This is a genomic window from Bradyrhizobium jicamae, assembly GCF_001440395.1.
Classification (GTDB): Bacteria; Pseudomonadota; Alphaproteobacteria; order Rhizobiales; family Xanthobacteraceae; genus Bradyrhizobium; species Bradyrhizobium jicamae.
On sequence record NZ_LLXZ01000003.1, the window covers coordinates 99,751 to 115,859 of the forward strand.

At 63.5% G+C, this 16,109-nt stretch carries 14 protein-coding genes; 9 read left to right on the plus strand and 5 right to left on the minus strand.

Going from position 1 to position 16,109, the window contains the following annotated elements:
• Positions 1-212: 212 nt before the first annotated feature.
• Complete coding sequence (locus tag CQ12_RS00860; protein WP_057833469.1) at positions 213-1,886, plus strand: alpha/beta hydrolase; 1,674 nt, start codon at positions 213-215, stop codon at positions 1,884-1,886.
• A gap of 70 nt (positions 1,887-1,956) precedes the next feature.
• On the opposite strand, the gene CQ12_RS00865 is transcribed toward CQ12_RS00860, so the two are convergent.
• Genes CQ12_RS00865 through CQ12_RS00880 form a run of 4 tightly spaced genes read right to left on the minus strand, consistent with a single transcriptional unit; the run spans position 1,957 to position 7,029 of the window.
• On the minus strand, positions 1,957-3,579 hold the full coding sequence (locus tag CQ12_RS00865) for an ABC transporter ATP-binding protein (protein WP_057833470.1): 1,623 nt from the start codon (positions 3,577-3,579) through the stop codon (positions 1,957-1,959).
• Positions 3,576-4,406: an ABC transporter permease gene (locus tag CQ12_RS00870; RefSeq protein ID WP_057833491.1), complete on the minus strand. Its 831-nt coding sequence runs from the start codon at positions 4,404-4,406 to the stop codon at positions 3,576-3,578. Before CQ12_RS00870 ends, CQ12_RS00865 begins: the two co-directional genes overlap by 4 nt.
• 4 nt (positions 4,407-4,410) lie before the next feature.
• On the minus strand, positions 4,411-5,388 hold the full coding sequence (locus CQ12_RS00875; RefSeq protein ID WP_057833471.1) for an ABC transporter permease: 978 nt from the start codon (positions 5,386-5,388) through the stop codon (positions 4,411-4,413).
• Between the two features lie 24 nt (positions 5,389-5,412).
• Positions 5,413-7,029 (minus strand): ABC transporter substrate-binding protein, encoded by a 1,617-nt coding sequence (locus tag CQ12_RS00880; protein WP_057833472.1) that lies wholly within the window; start codon positions 7,027-7,029, stop codon positions 5,413-5,415.
• Between the two features lie 24 nt (positions 7,030-7,053).
• Here CQ12_RS00880 and CQ12_RS00885 point away from each other — a divergent pair, with 24 nt between their 5' ends.
• Both CQ12_RS00885 and CQ12_RS00890 read left to right on the plus strand, forming a co-directional pair.
• A complete protein-coding gene (locus CQ12_RS00885; protein WP_057833473.1) occupies positions 7,054-7,368 on the plus strand; it encodes a hypothetical protein in 315 nt (104 codons plus the stop codon).
• Positions 7,369-7,455: 87 nt separating this feature from the next.
• A complete protein-coding gene (locus tag CQ12_RS00890; protein ID WP_028347431.1) occupies positions 7,456-7,755 on the plus strand; it encodes an HU family DNA-binding protein in 300 nt (99 codons plus the stop codon).
• 226 nt (positions 7,756-7,981) lie between these two features.
• Here the strand turns inward: CQ12_RS00890 and CQ12_RS00895 are convergent, their stop codons facing one another.
• Positions 7,982-8,749: an SDR family oxidoreductase gene (locus CQ12_RS00895; protein ID WP_245309663.1), complete on the minus strand. Its 768-nt coding sequence runs from the start codon at positions 8,747-8,749 to the stop codon at positions 7,982-7,984.
• A gap of 270 nt (positions 8,750-9,019) precedes the next feature.
• Here CQ12_RS00895 and CQ12_RS00900 point away from each other — a divergent pair, with 270 nt between their 5' ends.
• From CQ12_RS00900 to CQ12_RS00925, 6 genes are all read left to right on the plus strand, one after another.
• Positions 9,020-9,865 carry a CmcJ/NvfI family oxidoreductase gene (locus CQ12_RS00900; RefSeq protein ID WP_057833475.1) on the plus strand — a complete coding sequence of 282 codons (846 nt, stop codon included), beginning with the start codon at positions 9,020-9,022 and terminating at the stop codon, positions 9,863-9,865.
• 80 nt (positions 9,866-9,945) lie between these two features.
• On the plus strand, positions 9,946-11,178 hold the full coding sequence (locus CQ12_RS00905) for an MFS transporter (protein ID WP_057833476.1): 1,233 nt from the start codon (positions 9,946-9,948) through the stop codon (positions 11,176-11,178).
• A 288-nt stretch (positions 11,179-11,466) separates the two neighbouring features.
• Entirely contained in the window at positions 11,467-11,901 is a 435-nt protein-coding gene (locus CQ12_RS47355) for a hypothetical protein (protein WP_347337402.1), read from the plus strand.
• A gap of 71 nt (positions 11,902-11,972) precedes the next feature.
• Positions 11,973-13,289, plus strand: coding sequence for an aspartate aminotransferase family protein (locus tag CQ12_RS00915; RefSeq protein ID WP_057833477.1), 1,317 nt, complete (start codon positions 11,973-11,975; stop codon positions 13,287-13,289).
• A 151-nt stretch (positions 13,290-13,440) separates the two neighbouring features.
• Positions 13,441-15,105 (plus strand): hydantoinase B/oxoprolinase family protein, encoded by a 1,665-nt coding sequence (locus tag CQ12_RS00920; protein ID WP_057833478.1) that lies wholly within the window; start codon positions 13,441-13,443, stop codon positions 15,103-15,105.
• 2 nt (positions 15,106-15,107) lie between these two features.
• Positions 15,108-16,109, plus strand: a 1,002-nt coding sequence (locus tag CQ12_RS00925) for a hydantoinase/oxoprolinase N-terminal domain-containing protein (protein ID WP_198164032.1), incomplete at its 3' end; no start/stop codon positions are given.

A 16,109-nucleotide genomic window follows, 5' to 3' on the forward strand; every position in this document is an offset into this window, starting at 1 on the left:
GGTTGCACGCCTAAACCTCCGCTTTTCGTTGGCGGCCGTTGAACCTGGTTGTATGTTCCCGGCTATTCTCCCTTGGATACGATCCGTGCGGCTATCCTCCGGGATCGGCACCAATCCGACGTTCATGCGTCCGCGCCTGTTGGAATCCGTTCAACGGCGCCTTCTGGCTACACTTCGCTCGGAACACGATGGTTACCAATCGATTCCCGGCCATGAAGAGAGAGCTATGGCATTCGTTATCTGCCGGCGGCCTTGTCCTCGGAACGCTCTTCTTCGCTGCCTCGCTCTCGCCGACGCTCTTGCCGCGGACGTTTTTGACGCAGGGCTTGCTTTCGGGATGTTCTCTGGCGGCTGGATATGGCATCGGCGTATTCGGCGTCTGGCTTTGGGATTACATGGAACTCGCGCGGCTCAACGGCCGCTTCCTGCGCGCCGCCTACTTCGCCACCGCGACCGGTTGCGCGATCGTTGCGGTTGTATCCCTCTCGCAGGCGGCAAGATGGCAGAATTCGATCCGTGAGTTGATGGAACTCGAGCCGGTCGACACCGCGCATCCACTCGCGGTCAGCCTCATTGCCCTGACAGTGTTCGCCATGTTGATCGCGCTTGCGCGGTTCTTTCGATTGACGCTCCGCTTTGTAACGACACTGGCCAAGCGCTTTCTGCCCGCGCGGGTGTCCAACGTTGTCGGCGTCATCGCGACGGTTGCTCTATTCTGGTTGGTCATCAATGGGCTTCTCTTCCGCGCCTTTCTGCGGGTCGCAGAGGCATCCTTCCGGGAATACGACGCGGGGATCGAAGTGGAGACGGAGCCGCCGTTGGACCCTCTGAAGACCGGCAGCCGCGCGTCTCTGCTCGCCTGGGACAAGCTGGGACGGGCGGGACGGGAGTTCATCACCTCGGGGCCGACCCGCGAAGACATCAGCGTTCTTTCGAGCAGGGCAGCGCTTTCGCCTGTTCGCGTCTATGTCGGGTTGCGATCGGCGGATACGCCCGGAGCGCGCGCCAAGCTCGCACTGGAAGAATTGAAGCGCGTCGGCGGGTTCGAGCGATCCGTGCTCATCGCGGTGACGCCGACCGGCACCGGCTGGGTTGACCCGGCGGCGATCGACAGTATCGAGTATCTGCACGGTGGTAACGTCGCGAGCGTTGCCCTTCAATATTCCTATCTCGCCAGTTGGCTGTACTTGCTGATGGATCCAGGTTATGGCGCCGATGTTGCGCGCGCCCTGTTCGAGGAGATCTACGGATACTGGATCACGCTTCCCAAGGACCGCCGGCCGAGACTTTATCTGCACGGTATCAGTCTTGGCGCGAGAAATTCCGAACAGTCGACGGACCTGATCGAGGTATTGGGCGAGCCATTTGACGGCGCGCTCTGGAGCGGGCCGCCCTATTCGAGCAGGCTCTGGCGCTGGCTCACCGACCGCCGCAATCCTGGATCACCCGTGTGGCTTCCCCGCTTTCGCGATGGATCGTTTGTGCGGTTCACGAACCAGCACGGAGAGGCTGCCGAGCCCTCAGGCCCGAACGCGGCGTGGGGGCCGGTTCGGATCGTCTACCTCCAATACGCAAGCGACCCGGCGACCTTCTTCGACTATCGCAGCCTCTATCGCGAGCCGGAGTGGATGCTGCCGCCACGGGGGCCGGATGTGTCGCCGCAAGTGCGCTGGTATCCGGTTATAACTCTCTTTCAACTGATGCTGGACATGTTCATGGCGACCGACGCACCTATCGGATTCGGCCATGTCTACGCGCCGGCGCACTATATCGAGGCGTGGCAGGAGGTGACAGACGTTCGCGACTGGTCGGCGGAGGAGATCACGCGGCTGAAGCAGCATCTCTCCAAGCCGCGTCATCGCGTGGTGCAGCGGAGGGAGGGTTAAATGTCAGCAGTCATTCACCTGTGCACCGTTGATATCCGCTTCTGAGGCGGTATGGCCGCAATATCGGTACTCACACCTTATGCTCGCGCGCGAACGCGCCGCCGGGGATAGAGTCGAGCAGGGCGCGCGTGTAAGGGTGCTGTGGATTGCCGAACACCTCGCCTGCGAGCCCATGTTCCACGACCGCCCCATCCTTCATCACGGCGACGAGGTCGCAGATTTGCGCGGCGACACGCAGATCGTGGGTGATGAACACGATGGAAAGCCCGAGTTGCTGCCGTAGTTCGGCGAGCAGTTTCAGCACCTGCGCCTGTACGGAGACGTCGAGCGCCGACACCGGCTCGTCCGCCACCAGCACATCCGGCTTCAGCGCGAGTGCGCGGGCCAGCCCAATGCGCTGGCGCTGGCCGCCGGAGAATTCGTGCGGATAGCGGTCGCCGGCGGAAGGGTCGAGCCCGACCAGCGCGAACAACGCCTTTGCATCCGCAATCGCCTTGGCCCGCGGCGCGCCGTGCACGATCGGGCCTTGCGCCACCAACTCCGCCGCCTTGCGGCGCGGGTTGAGGGAGGCGAACGGGTCCTGAAACACCATCTGGATATGCTGGGTTTCACGGCGAACTTCTTCGCGCGACATCTTCGCCCAATCGTTGCCATCGAGCACGATCGATCCGGTATCCGGATCAATCAGCCGCACGATGCAGCGCGCCAGCGTCGATTTGCCCGAGCCTGACTCACCGACGATGCCAAGCGTCGCGCCGCGGGGCAGGGTGAGTGACACGTTCTTCACGGCCGGCGTCACCCGCGCGCCACGGCCCAGGAAGCCGCCGGTCCGGTAGGTCTTCGAGACGTCCGAGATCGTCAGGATATTGTCGGCCGCGAGCGCGCGCGGCGGTGGGGCCTTCAGCGGCGGCACCGCGGCGATGAGCTGCCTGGTATAGGCATGCTGTGGATGGTGCAGCACCTCGGTCGCCGTGCCCTGTTCGACGATGACGCCATGCTGCATCACCACGACGCGATCGGCGATCTCGGCCACTACGCCGAAATCATGGGTGATGAACATGACCGCGGTCTTGCGGCGCTGCTGCAGGTCGCGGATCAGTTTTAGTATCTGCGCCTGTGTGGTGACATCGAGCGCGGTGGTCGGTTCATCCGCGATCAGCAGTTTCGGATCGAGCGCCAGTGCCATCGCGATCATGGCGCGCTGGCGTTGGCCGCCGGAGAGCTCATGCGGATAGGCTTTTGCTGCGACCTTGGAATCGGGAATGCGCACGTCCGCCAGCAGTGCGAGCACCCGCGTGTTGATTTCCGATTTCGACAGATCGGTATGGATCGAAAACATCTCGGCGATCTGGTCGCCGATGGTGCGCAGCGGATTGAGCGCCGTCATCGGTTCCTGAAAGATCATGGCAATGCCGTCGCCGCGTACCTCGCGCATCTCCGCCATCGATGCGGCGCAGAGATCGCGACCCTCGAACATGATGCGGCCGTCGTCGATCGTCACTTCGTTGGGCAACAGCCGCATGACGGCATTCGCCATCATTGACTTGCCGGAGCCGGACTCGCCGACCACGCAGACGATTTCGTTAGAGGCGATCTCCAGCGACACATCCCGGAGCGCATGCGTCCGGTCGGCGCCGCCGGGCAGGCGAACGCTCAGGCGATCGAGCGAGAGGATGGTCTCGTGCTCGCTCATCGTCCCTTCAGCCTCGGATTGAGCGCGTCGTTGAGGCCCTGGCCGACCAGCGATACCGCGAGCACGGTAACGAGAATGGCGATGCCGGGGATCGCCGAGACATACCACTGCACGCGCAGCACATCGCGCCCGAGGCCGATGAGGTTGCCCCACGACGCGACGTTGGGATCTGACAGCCGCAGGAAGGCCAGCGCGCTCTCCAGCAGGATCGCGACCGCCATCACCACGCTGGCATAGACGATGACCGGCGGCAGCGCATTGGGCAGGATCTCCCGGAAAATGAGCTGGATGTTCTTCATGCCGAGCGTCCGGCCGGCCTGGACGAATTCACGGTTGCGCAACGACAGGAATTCGGCGCGGGTCAGCCGCGCCGGCGCCGGCCACGACACCACGCCGACCGCGATGGTCACCGTCGTCAGCGTCGAGCCGAAGACCGCGACCAGCACCAGCAGCAGCACGAAGTTGGGCAGCGTCTGGAACGCTTCGGTGATCCGCATCAGCACGTTGTCGACCCAGCCGCCGTAGTATCCGGCGAAGGCGCCGACCAGGATGCCGATCAGGATCGCAATCGCCGTGGCGACGCCGCCGATCAAAAGCGATATCCGCGCGCCGTAGAAAATCTGCGCGGCAATATCGCGGCCGGAATTGTCGGTGCCGAGCAGGAAGCGCGGGTTGGAGAACGGCCAGACCAGCGGACGGCCCGCGAGCGCGAGCGGATCGCGGGGATAGAACCAGCCGGCCGAGATCGCCATCGCGATCACGATCACGAGCAGGATCAGGCCGGCGACGGCGGCGGGACTTCGGAAGTAGCGCTTGACCGCATCCATCGCGTCAGCCCTCGGCCGTGATGCGCGGATCGAGCCGCGCATAGATGAGATCGACGACGAAGTTCACGGATATGACGAGCAGCGCCGAGACGAATACGATGCCGAGCAGCGTATTGAGGTCGCGCTGCACCACCGATTCATAGGCGAGGCGGCCGAGGCCGGGCAGCGAGAACACGCTTTCCACCACCACCGAGCCGCCCAGCATGGTGCCGGCCTGCAGCCCGATCAGCGTCACCATCGGCAACAGCGCATTGCGCAGCACGTGCCGCGTCACCACCCGCGTCTCGTCGAGGCCCTTGGCCCGCGCGGTGCGAACGTAGTCGAGATTGAGCACCTCCAGCATCGAGGCGCGCATGATGCGCAAATAGATCGCCAGGAAGATCAGCCCGAGCGTCAGCGTCGGCAGCACCAGATGGCTTGCGATATCCAGCATGCGCCAGATACCGGTCCGCACCGTCCCGATATCCTCGAAACCGCCGGGCGGCAGCCATTGCAGGTAGACCGAGAACACCACGATCGCCATCAGCCCGAACCAGAACGAGGGCGTCGCATAGAAGATCAGGCCGAGCGTGGAGATCAGCGTGTCCGGCCAGCGGTTGACGCCGCGGGCGGCGATCACGCCGAACAGCAGTCCGAAGAAAAACGCGAACGACAGCGATGCGGTCATCAGGAGAATCGTCGGCGGCAGCCGCTCGATGATCACGGACGCCACCGGCTTGCCATAGATCGAGGAAAAGCCGAGATCGAGCCGCACCAGCCGCCACAGGTAATTGCCGAGTTGCGCCGGGATCGAAAGGTCTAGCCCATAGAATTTGCGCAGCTCCTTGGCAGTCGCGGCATCGCCGCCGCCCATCTGCGCCATCATGGCGTCGACGGTGTCGCCCGGCGCGAACTGCAGCAGCAGGAACACGCCGATCAGGATCAGCACAAGGGTCGGGATCGAGGCGGCAAGCCGCCGCCCCGCAAGGCTCAGGATACGCATGCGCCTATTCTGGCGGATATAGTGTCAGGCCGAAAGCCAAAGATCGTGCCAGCTCGCCGAACCCCAGCGCGGGGTATTGGAGTGGTTGCGCGCCTTTGCCGTGATCGTGGTCAGGAAGATCTGCTCGATCGGCATCCAGACCGGCAGCTCCGTATTCACCTCCTTGACGAACTGGGCATAGAGCGCCTTGCGCTTGGCCGGATCGACTTCGGTGGCGGCATCGTCGATGGTCTTATCGACATTCGTGTCCTGCCAGCCCCACTGGTTGGTCCAGGGCGCGCCCTTGGGCTGGCCGGAACGGTACCAGACCGTGGTCGAGACCGCGGGATCGTTGCGATACTGGTGCCAGCCGGTGGCGATGTCGAAGGCGTGCTCGTCATAGACCTGCTTGAGGAAGCCGCCGCCGTCGTTGCGCACGATATCGACGGGGATGCCGATCTCGCCGAGCGATTGCTGGATGAAGGTCGACCACAACGAGATGTCCTCGCCCCAGGGGGCGGGCAGCAGCCTGAGCGAAAACCGCGTGCCGCCGGTGCCCGGCTTGAAGCCGGCCTCGTTGAGCAGCGCGATAGCTTTGGCCTTGTCGTAGGCATATTGCGGCGTGTTGGCGCCCGGGTAGAAGTCGGTCGAGGTCGAGGGGATCGGGCCGGTGCCGAGCTTGGCGAAATCGCCGAGGAAGTTCTCGATGAAGAACGGCACATTGATCGCATGCGCGATGGCGCGGCGAACCCGGATGTCGGACAGTTCCTTGCGGCGGAAGTTGAATTCCAGCGTGTTGGTGCGAGCGTTGCCTTCATTACCCTTGGTCGAGACGATGAAGCGCTTGTCCTTGCCGAGGCGGGCGAGATCCGAGAGCGTCAGGCTCGAGAATGGCGCGTAATGAAGTTCGCCGGCTTCCATTTGCGCCGACGCCGCGGCGCGATCGGTGATCACCTTCCAGACGATGCGATCGAGGTAGGGCGCGTTGGGCCGCCAGTAATTCTCGTTGCGGTCGGCGATGATGTATTGCCCGCGCTCATATTTGACGAATTTGAACGGGCCGGTGCCGACCGGCGCGAGGTTGGTCGGGTTCTGCCTGATATCGCCGCTCTCATAGAGATGCTTGGCCGAGACGTAGCCGAGGTCGGGTAGCGCCCGGAGCAACAGGTTCAGCGGCATCGGCCGCTCGTATTTGAAGATCGCGGTGTGCGCATCCGGCGTCTCGACCGCGGTGAGGAAGAGCTGCAGCGTCGATCCGTAATTGAGGATCTTCTTCCACATGTTCATGGCGGTGAATTCGACGTCGGCCGAGGTGAACGGCTTGCCGTCGTGCCAGGTGACGCCCTGGCGCAGCTTGAAGGTCACAGTCTTGCCGTCCGGGGTCCCCTCCCAGCTCTCGGCGAGCACGCCGACCGGCTGGCCATTGGCGTCGAGATCGACCAGGTTTTCCTGGATCTTGCCACCGATGATGTAGACGCCGGTGGAAGCCTGGATGCTCGGGTTGAGCTGGCGCTGCTCGGCGGCGTAGTGGACGTTGAACACGCCGCCCTTGCGCGGGGTTTCCTGCGCGAAGGCCCGCATCGGATTGATGACGTTGGCCGCGATGGCCGCCGACGTCAGCAGTGCGGTGCGACGATTGATCTCAAGGCGCGTCAAATCCATGCGAAGTCTCCGAACACATAATTGATGGCGAACCTTCACGCGTTCGCCTTAGGGGCGATTTTACGATGGAACGCCAACGCGAGTCATTTTCAAATCAACGCGCGGGGCGGAAAATCCTTCCTGAAAACAATGTACTTGGCGGTCGATCAATCTGCACATTTTACCCTTCCAGACGGCAAATCACGGCTCGCTCCGATAGAGGCGGCGACTGGCGCGCAGCCCGGGATTGTCCGGAAATGGGGCATTGGGGTGCGCGGAATCCCCCTAAAAATAGGCTTCGGAGGGCTTCTGATGTTAAAAACCCCGGAAAAATTGGACGAATCACTGCAACTCGACTAGCGAGATAGTTGTGCAGATTGTCGAAAGCCCTATTTTCTAGGCGTTTTTCGCCATATCGTCGCCTGTGCCAGAATCAATGGAGCAACCATGGCTACCCAAATGTCTAAGTCGCAGCTGATCGAGAAGATCGCGACCACCACCGAACTTTCGAAGAAAGAGGTCAAGAACGTGATGGACACGCTCGTTGACGTCGGTCACAAGGAGCTCAAGAAGAACGGGCTGTTCCTCGTTCCTGGCTTCGCGAAGTTCGTCGTGGTCAAGAAGCCCGCGACCAAGGCTCGTAAGGGCACCAACCCCTTCACGGGCGAGGAAATGATGTTCAAGGCCAAGCCGGCCCGCAAGATCGTCCGGGCCCGCCCGGTCAAGGCCGCCAAGGACGCGGTCTAAGAAAAGCGAAAAGGCCCTCGGCGACGGGGGCCTTTTTGTTTTCTCCCACCTCGCTTCGCTCTTGCGGGGAGAGGCCGCCGCGTCTTCGCGGCGGGTGAGGGGGCATCCGCGAGTCCAGTTCTGTGGAGATAGCCCCTCACCCCCAACGCTCTATGTGCGAACTTCGCTCGTCTCGGCCCCGCAAGTGCGGTGCGAGAGAGAAGTTGACGCTGCCACTTGATCTCAGTCACACCACCGGCGACCGGCCGCCATCGACATTGATGGCGGTGCCGGTGATGAACGATCCCTGCTCGGAGGCAAGGAAGCAGGCGAGGTTCGCAAATTCCTCCGCCGTGCCGATGCGCCCCAAAGGCGTGCCCTTGGCGAGGTTCTTGGCAAACACCTCGAAATCCGTGTCCGGCGCTTGCGCTGCGTGCCGCTTCACCCATTGATCGCTCATGATCAGGCCGACCAGCATGGCGTTCACCAGAATGTTGTGCTCGCCGCCTTCGCTCGCCATCACCTTGGTCAGCGCCATGCCGGCCGCCCGCGATACCGAGGTCGGGGCCGAGGACGCCGCCGGTGCCTTGGCAAAGGTATTGAGCACGTTGATGATGCGGCCCCATTTGCGCGCCTTCATGCCGGGCCATACCAGCCGGCTGAAGCGGATCGCGGCGAACAGTTTGAGGTCGAGGTCTTCCTGCCACGCCTCGTCCGAGATGTTCTCGAACGCCATCGTCCGCGCCGTGCCCGCATTGTTGACGAGTATGTCGACCGGGCCGAGATCGGCGACGATCTTCTCATGCGCCTTCGCAATGTCTGATGCCTTCGCGACGTCGCAGACATAGTCGCGGACCGCGAGGCCTTCCTTGGCGAGCAGTTCCCGCGCCGCCTTCAGGTCGGCGGCGCCGCGCGCGAGGATCGCAACCCTGGCGCCGGAGGCGGCGAATTGCCCGGAAACGGCGAGGCCAATTCCCTTGCTGCCGCCGGTGACGACGGCGACTCTGTCCTTCATCGTGACTTGCATGTCGTTCTGCCTGTTAATTGAGCCGGAAGTGGTTGAGCAAAACGATTGTTGCCGCACCTTGGCGCAGCGTCAACGCGCTGAGATGACGAACGCGTGAGGGACGAAAATACTGTCCGGTCGGGCGGCCGCTTCGGACAAGGATTTTCCCCGTTTGCCACCGCCGGCAATGGCAACGTTGCTATTTTCGGGATCGTCTTGTCGAGCCCGGCGACCGGCCCAAGATCAAACAGAACAAACAATGGAGTCCAGGAGAACACCATGGGCCTGCAGCAAGCCAAACTCGAATCGCTTCCCTTCGTCACTGCCGAACTGAACTATCTCGCTCCTGTCGCGGGAAAGCCGCGCACCTACGCTTTCGACCCGCCGCCGGGCGAACCCAAATCGACCGCGCTGCCCGAACCCCACAACGTCCCGATCTTCGATGCGCGCCTGATCGCCGCCAATCTTTCGCTCGACCGCGAAGGATTTTCGCTGGTTCGCCATCCCACCATCGTCAAGGATTTCTACAACGACAAAGAAGTGCGCGACGTCTACTATCCCGCCGTCGAAGCCTTCCTGAAGGCAACGCTGAAGGCGGACCGCGTCGTCATTTTCGATCACACCGTGCGCAAGCGCGTCGAGGGCGTGGCCGACATCAGGGGCGCCGGTCCACGGCAGCCGGCCACGCGGGTCCATGTCGATCAGACCGATAAATCAGGCGCCAACCGCGTTCGCGAACATCTGCCCGACGAGGCCGAGGAGCTTCTGAAGGGACGCGTGCAGGTCATCAATGTCTGGCGGCCGATCCGCGGGCCGCTACGCGATGCGCCGCTCGCGATGTGCGACGGCCAGACCGTCGAGCCGGGCGATCTTATCGCTTCCGATCTGATCTATCCGAACCGCAGCGGTGAAACCTATTCGGTGAAATACAATCCGAACCATCGCTGGTACTACATCCCGGAAATGCGGGCCGACGAGGCGCTGCTCCTGAAGTGTTACGATTCCGCAACCGACGGCCGCACGCGGTTCGGGCCGCACACCGCCTTCATCGATCCGACCACGCCGGCCGATGCGCCGCCGCGCGAGAGCATCGAGCTGCGGACGCTGGTGTTCCACAGGAACTGATCGCCGAATCTGCCGGATTCGCGTTCCCACCCTATTGGTGATACCTCGCCCCCAGACAGTTTTTGGGGGCGAGACGGCTCATGGACGGCAAGGCCGACAGCGCGGATGGCGGCTTCCGCGCCCTGATTTTTGCGCTGCTGGCGCTGGCCTGCGGCCACATGCTGTCGACGCTGCTGCGGACCATTCCAGCCATCAGCCTCGACGTGATGGCGGCCGATTTCAAAACCGCGCCGCAGACGCTGGCGAGCCTCACCTCGATCTATCATTTCGCCTTCGCCGCCTCGCAGATCCCGGTCGGCGCCGCGATGGACCGTTTCGGCGTCCGCCCGGTGTCCTTGAGCCTGCTCGCGGGAACCATCATCGGCGCGCTGGCCTCGGGACTGGCGACGGGGCCGGAGGGCTTTCTGTTCGGCCAGTTCCTGCTCGGCGTCGCCACCTCAGGCATGCTGATGTGCCCGATGACACTAGCGGCCAAGCAGATGTCAGCGGCGCGGTTCGGCCTGTGGTCCGGCATCATCCTCTCGATCGGCAATATTGGCATGCTGCTGTCGGCGAGCCCGCTGGCTTTCGTCGTCGAGCATTTTGGCTGGCGGTCGGGGTTCTGGATCTCCGCCGGCTTCGGCGCAGCGGTGGCGATCGCGGTGTTCCTGCTGGTTCCGAGGCAACCGGCCGAGCATGCCGATGATTCCTCGCCGCTCTCGCAGATGGCCGAGGTGCTGCGTATCGGGCTGTCGCGGCCGCTGCGTGGCCTGATCGCGCTGGGGTTGGTTTCGCTTGCCGCATCGCTGGTGTTGCGCGGATTGTGGGGCGGTCCGTGGCTGATGGAGATCAAGGGGCTCAGCCGCATCGAGGCTGGCAACGTACTCGGCCTGTTCACGCTGGCGCTGATCGTCAGCCCGGCGATGGTGGGTATTGTCGACCGCGCCATTGGCCATCGCCGCGAGGTACTGGCTGCGACGCATTCTTTTGCGGCATTGCTGCTCGCCTTGATGGCCGCCGGCGCGCCCAACTATCCGCTGTCCGAACTGCTCGGCGTAAAGGTTGTGCCGGCGCAGATCGATGGCGTGCTGTTTGTCCTGATGGGCATTGCGATATCGACGCAGCCGCTGCTGTTCGGCATGACCCGGCAAATCGCGGGCGCGCAGAACGCCGGCAAGGCGCTCTCCGCAATCAACCTTGCGCTCTTCCTCGGCGCCGCGCTGATGCAATCGACGACCGGCGTGGTGGCGACGATCTTCGGCCTTCCTGCAGTGCTGCTATTCATGGCTGCGACCTTGATCGTCGGGGTGATTGTGTTTTTGATGTACACCTGAACTCAGGACTCATCGATCAGTGCCAGTATCTCCATGTTGAAGCAGTTCGGTCGCGAAATCTGGATCGCGGATGGATCCAACGTGTCGGTAATCGGGTTTCATTATCCAACACGGATGGCTGCAATCAGGCTGCCCGCCGGGGACCTCTTCATCTGGTCGCCGATACAACTCACGGATGGATTGCGAGCGGCGGTGGATGCCCTCGGGCAGGTACGACACATCGTTGCTCCCAATTCACTGCATCATCTGTTTCTTCCAGAGTGGTAGCAGGCCTTTCCCGGAGCCAAGGTGTATGCTCCGCCAGGACTGCGAGAGAAGCGCAAGGACGTCGCCTTCGATGCGGACCTCGGAAACGCGGCAAGTCCGGATTGGGCGAACGACATTGATCAGGTCCTGGTGCATGGCAACGTCATCACCACCGAGGTGGTGTTCTTTCATATCAGGAGCGGGACCGTTCTCTTCACCGATCTGATCCAGCAGATTCCAGCCAATCTTCTCTCCGGATGGCGGGCAGTCGTGGCAAGGCTGGACCTCATGGTCGGCCCGGAGCCGTCGGTGCCCCGCAAGTTTCGTCTCGCCTTTACCAATCGCAGCGGCGCACGCGATGCTCTGAAACGCATTTTTGCCTGGCCTGCCGAAAAGGTGCTGATGGCTCATGGAGCGCCTGTGGAAGAGGATGCCCAGGCATTCCTGCGTCGCGCCTTTGGATGGCTGGCCGTGTGATATCATTGGAAAAAGACTAGCCAAGGCGGAGCGATCAGGCTCCAATAACAAGAAGCTGGATGGAAGTACGCATGTACCCGGATCCGAATTCGTCGTCGCAAAAAATGTACGATCGGGCGCTGGCGAGCCTGCCCGGCGGCAACACCCGCACCACCGTGTTCATGAAGCCCTATCCGATCTACGCCGCGCGCGGGGAGGGCTGCCGGGTCTGGGATCTCGACGGCAACGTCTATATCGACTGCATCAACAATTTCACTTCGCAGATCCACGGTCACGCCCATCCCGCGTTGATCAAGGCGGCAACCGCGCAACTGGCGCTGGGCTCTGCGTTCGGCCTGCCGACGGCTTCAGAGGTCGACCTCGCCGAACTGCTCGCATCGCGCCTGCCGTCTGTCGATCAGGTGCGGTTTGCCAATTCCGGCACCGAGGCCGTGATGATGGCGCTGAAGGCGGCGCGCGCGCATACCGGTCGGCCCAAGATCGCCAAATGCGAAGGCGCCTATCACGGCTCCTATGATTATGCCGAGGTGAGCCTCGATCCGACGCCGGAAGCCTGGGGCCGCAACGCGCCGGTCTCGGTGGCTTATGCGAAAGGCACGCCCGACAATGTGCTGGCTGACGTCGTCACCATTCCCTTCAACGATACCGAAGCTGCCGTCAGCCTGATCCGCGAGCATGGGCGCGAACTCGCCTGCGTGCTGGTCGATCCCATGCCCAATCGCGCCGGTCTCGCGCCCGCCAATCAGGCCTATCTGGAGGCGCTGCGCAAGGTGACGCGTGAGGTCGGCGCGCTCTTGATCTTCGACGAAGTCATCACGTTTCGCCTCGGCTATCGCGGCGCGCAGGGTATCTGGAATATCGATCCTGATCTGACCACGCTGGGAAAAATCATCGGCGGCGGTTTTCCGGTCGGCGCGATCGGCGGCCGCAGGGATGTCATGGCCGTGTTCGACCCGCGCCCGGGCAAGCCGGCGCTGCCGCATGGCGGCACGTTCTCCGCCAATCCGGTGACGATGCGCGCCGGCATCGCCGCGATGGAGCTGCTCGACGAGGCCGCCTTTGCGCGGCTCGATGCGATGGGCGAAGCGGTTCGCTCCGGCATCAACGAAGCGTTTCATCGCCACGGCGTGCCCGGCGGCACCGTCGGCCTCGGCTCACTCCTGAAGATTCACTTCGTCGATCGCCCGGTCCGCGATTATCGCTCAGCCTATCTGAGCGAGGAAGAGGGGCGCCGTCAGATGGTGTTTTCGCGCGCACTGCTCAATCGCGGTGTGCTGGCCGCGGGCAACGGGCTGATGGCGTTGTCAACCCCGATGACGGATGCCGATATAAATGCGATCATCGATGCGGCATCGGGCGCGCTCGAGGAAGTTGCACGGACGCTCTGACCAACACAGCTCCGTAGGATGGGTGGAGCGAAGCGACTTGTCCGCCGTAGCTCGGAGAGCGAAGGCGGATACCCATCGATTGCGGCGCGTGATAGTGATGGGTTTCGCAAGGGCTCGACCCATCCTACGAAACGAATAGCAACGGCACCGAATGTCCGCCAAGATCGACCCCATCACACGCTCCGTCGTCCAGCATCGCCTCAGTTCGATCGTGAAGGAGATGGGCGAGGCCATGCTTCGCACCTCCTATTCGCAGATCCTCAATTCCAGCCGCGACTTCTCGCTGGCGATCTGCGACACGCGCGCACGGCTGATCGCGCAGGCCGATCACTTACCCGTTCATGTCGGCGCGCTGCCCTGGGCGACGCTCGCGGTCGAGGAACGCTTCAAGGACGTAGCGCAGGGCGACGTCATCCTGCTCAACGATCCCTATTATGGCGGCAGCCATCTGCCCGATCTCACCGCCTTCGTCCCCGTGTTCGCCGACGGCAAGCGCCTGCTCTGGACCATCGTGCGCGCGCACCAGAGCGATATCGGCGGCGCCACCCACGGCGCCTATAATCCAGGGGCCACCGAGATCTTTCAGGAGGGGCTGCGCGTTCCGCCGATCAAATTGTATGAGGCCGGCAAGCTGCGCGACGATCTGCTTGATCTCCTGGCGCTGAACATCCGCAACCCCAGAGAATTCCGCGGCGACCTTGCCGCGATGCTGGGAGCTGCGCATCTCGGCGAGCGGCGGCTGTCGCGGTTGTTCGCCGAATTCGGGGCGCCGGTGGTTGAAGCCGCGGTGGAAGCGATTTTGGATGCGACGGAGCAGCAGACGAGGGCGGTGGTCTCGACCTGGAAGGACGGCGTGTTCTACGGCGAGGCGTTTCTCGATGACGACGGCCATGGCCGTACCGACATCCGCATTGCCGCGAAGGTGACCAAGAAGGGTAGCGATGTCGAGGTCGATCTCTCCGATTCCGATCCGCAGTCGACCAGCTTTGTGAACTCTTCCCACGCCAACATGCAGGCCGCCGTTGCGATGGCGTTCGCTTATCTGATCGACGCCGAGATACCGAAGAACACCGGCGCGCTGCGCCCGCTGAAGGTGATCGCAAAGCAGGGCACGGTGGTATGGGCTGATCCCGGCCGGCCGGTGACGCTGTGCACCAGCCATCCCTCCAACGAAATCGTCGAGGCGATTGTGAAGGCGCTGTCAGCATCCTGTCCGGAGCGCGCGATGGCGGGCTGGAGCCGACGCTTTCGCATCGCGATCCAGGGCGAGGACCCGCGCACGGAGAAGAATTTCATCTGGCACCTGTTCCAGGCGCGGCCCGGCGGCGGCGCGTCGTCGGGCGGCGACGGCTGGTCGTCGATCGGCGAGTGGCATTCGGTGGGCGGCCTGAAATTCGGCAGCCTCGAAGTCGCCGAAGTCCGCTTCCCCCTGCATTTCCGCACCCATGAATTCCGCCCGGGCTCCGGCGGCGACGGCCAGCATCGCGGCGGCCTCGGCGTATCGCTCGATCTGGTGCTGGAGACGGCAAAGCCCGCCAAGGGCAACACCGCCGGCGACGGCGCGCGCCACGGTCCCTGCGGCATGCTCGGCGGCGAGGACGGCAAGCCGCATCACTATCGCCTGTTGTCCGAGGGCTGCGAGCCGCGCGTGCTGCGCACCAAGGAGGTCGGCATCGACCTGCATCCCGGCGATTGCCTGGAGATACGATCCTCTGGCGGCGGCGGCTGGGGACCGCCTGCAAAACGATCGGAAGAAGCCCGCCGCCGCGACCGCGAGCAGGGCATGACGGAAGTCGCGGCGGAGCAGCGTAGCTAATCATGTTCAGAATTGGCGTTGACGTCGGCGGGACCTACACCGATCTCGTGGCTACCGACGAGAGCGGGCGAACCGTTTTTGCGAAATCCCCGTCGACCCCGGCGGACCAATCGATCGGCGTGATGGCGGGGCTGGAAGAGCTGGCGCGTCGGCTCAACGTCACGCGCGCGGCAATGCTGGCCGCGACCGATCGGCTCGTGCATGGCACCACGGTTGCGACCAATGCGCTGCTGGAGCGCAAGGGCGCCAAGGTTGCGCTCATCACCACCGAGGGTCATCGCGACGTCGTCGAGATGCGCGAGGGGCTGAAGCCGGACCGCTACGATTTGCGTTCGCCGCCGCCCGCGCCGCTGGTGCCGCGTGATCTGCGTTTCGGCGTGAAGGAACGGCTCAGGGCCAACGGCGAGGTCCTGATTCCGCTCGATACGAAATCGCTCGACGATGCCATTGCGAGCATCAAGCAGTCAGGCGCGACCTCGGTCGCGGTCTGCTTCCTGCATTCCTATCTCAATCCGGTGCATGAGCTCGCCGCTGTCGAGCGCTTGAAGCAGGCGCTGCCTGATATCAGCATCTCGCGCTCCAGCGATGTGCTGCCGCAGATCAAGGAATATGAGCGTGTCTCGACCACGATCGTAAACGCCTATGTCGAGCCGATCGTCCGCCGCTATCTGACCAATCTCGAAACGCGGCTCGGCGAGGCCGGCTTCAAGGGCAGTCTCTTCGTCGTCCTCTCGCACGGCGGCATGGCGCCGGTGGAAGAAGCCGCGCGGCTCGCCGCGGGCACCGTGCTGTCGGGGCCGGCCGGCGGCATGTCCGGCGGGCGGCGCTGTTCTGATCTGGTTGGCATTCCCGATCTGGTGCCGTTCGACATGGGCGGCACCTCGACCGACATCTCGCTGATCTCAGGCGGGCAGGCGTCATTGTCCGCCGACGGCATGCTGGCCGGCCAGCGCATCGCGCTGCGCAGCCTCGATATCGCCAGCATCGCGGCGGGCGGCGGCTCG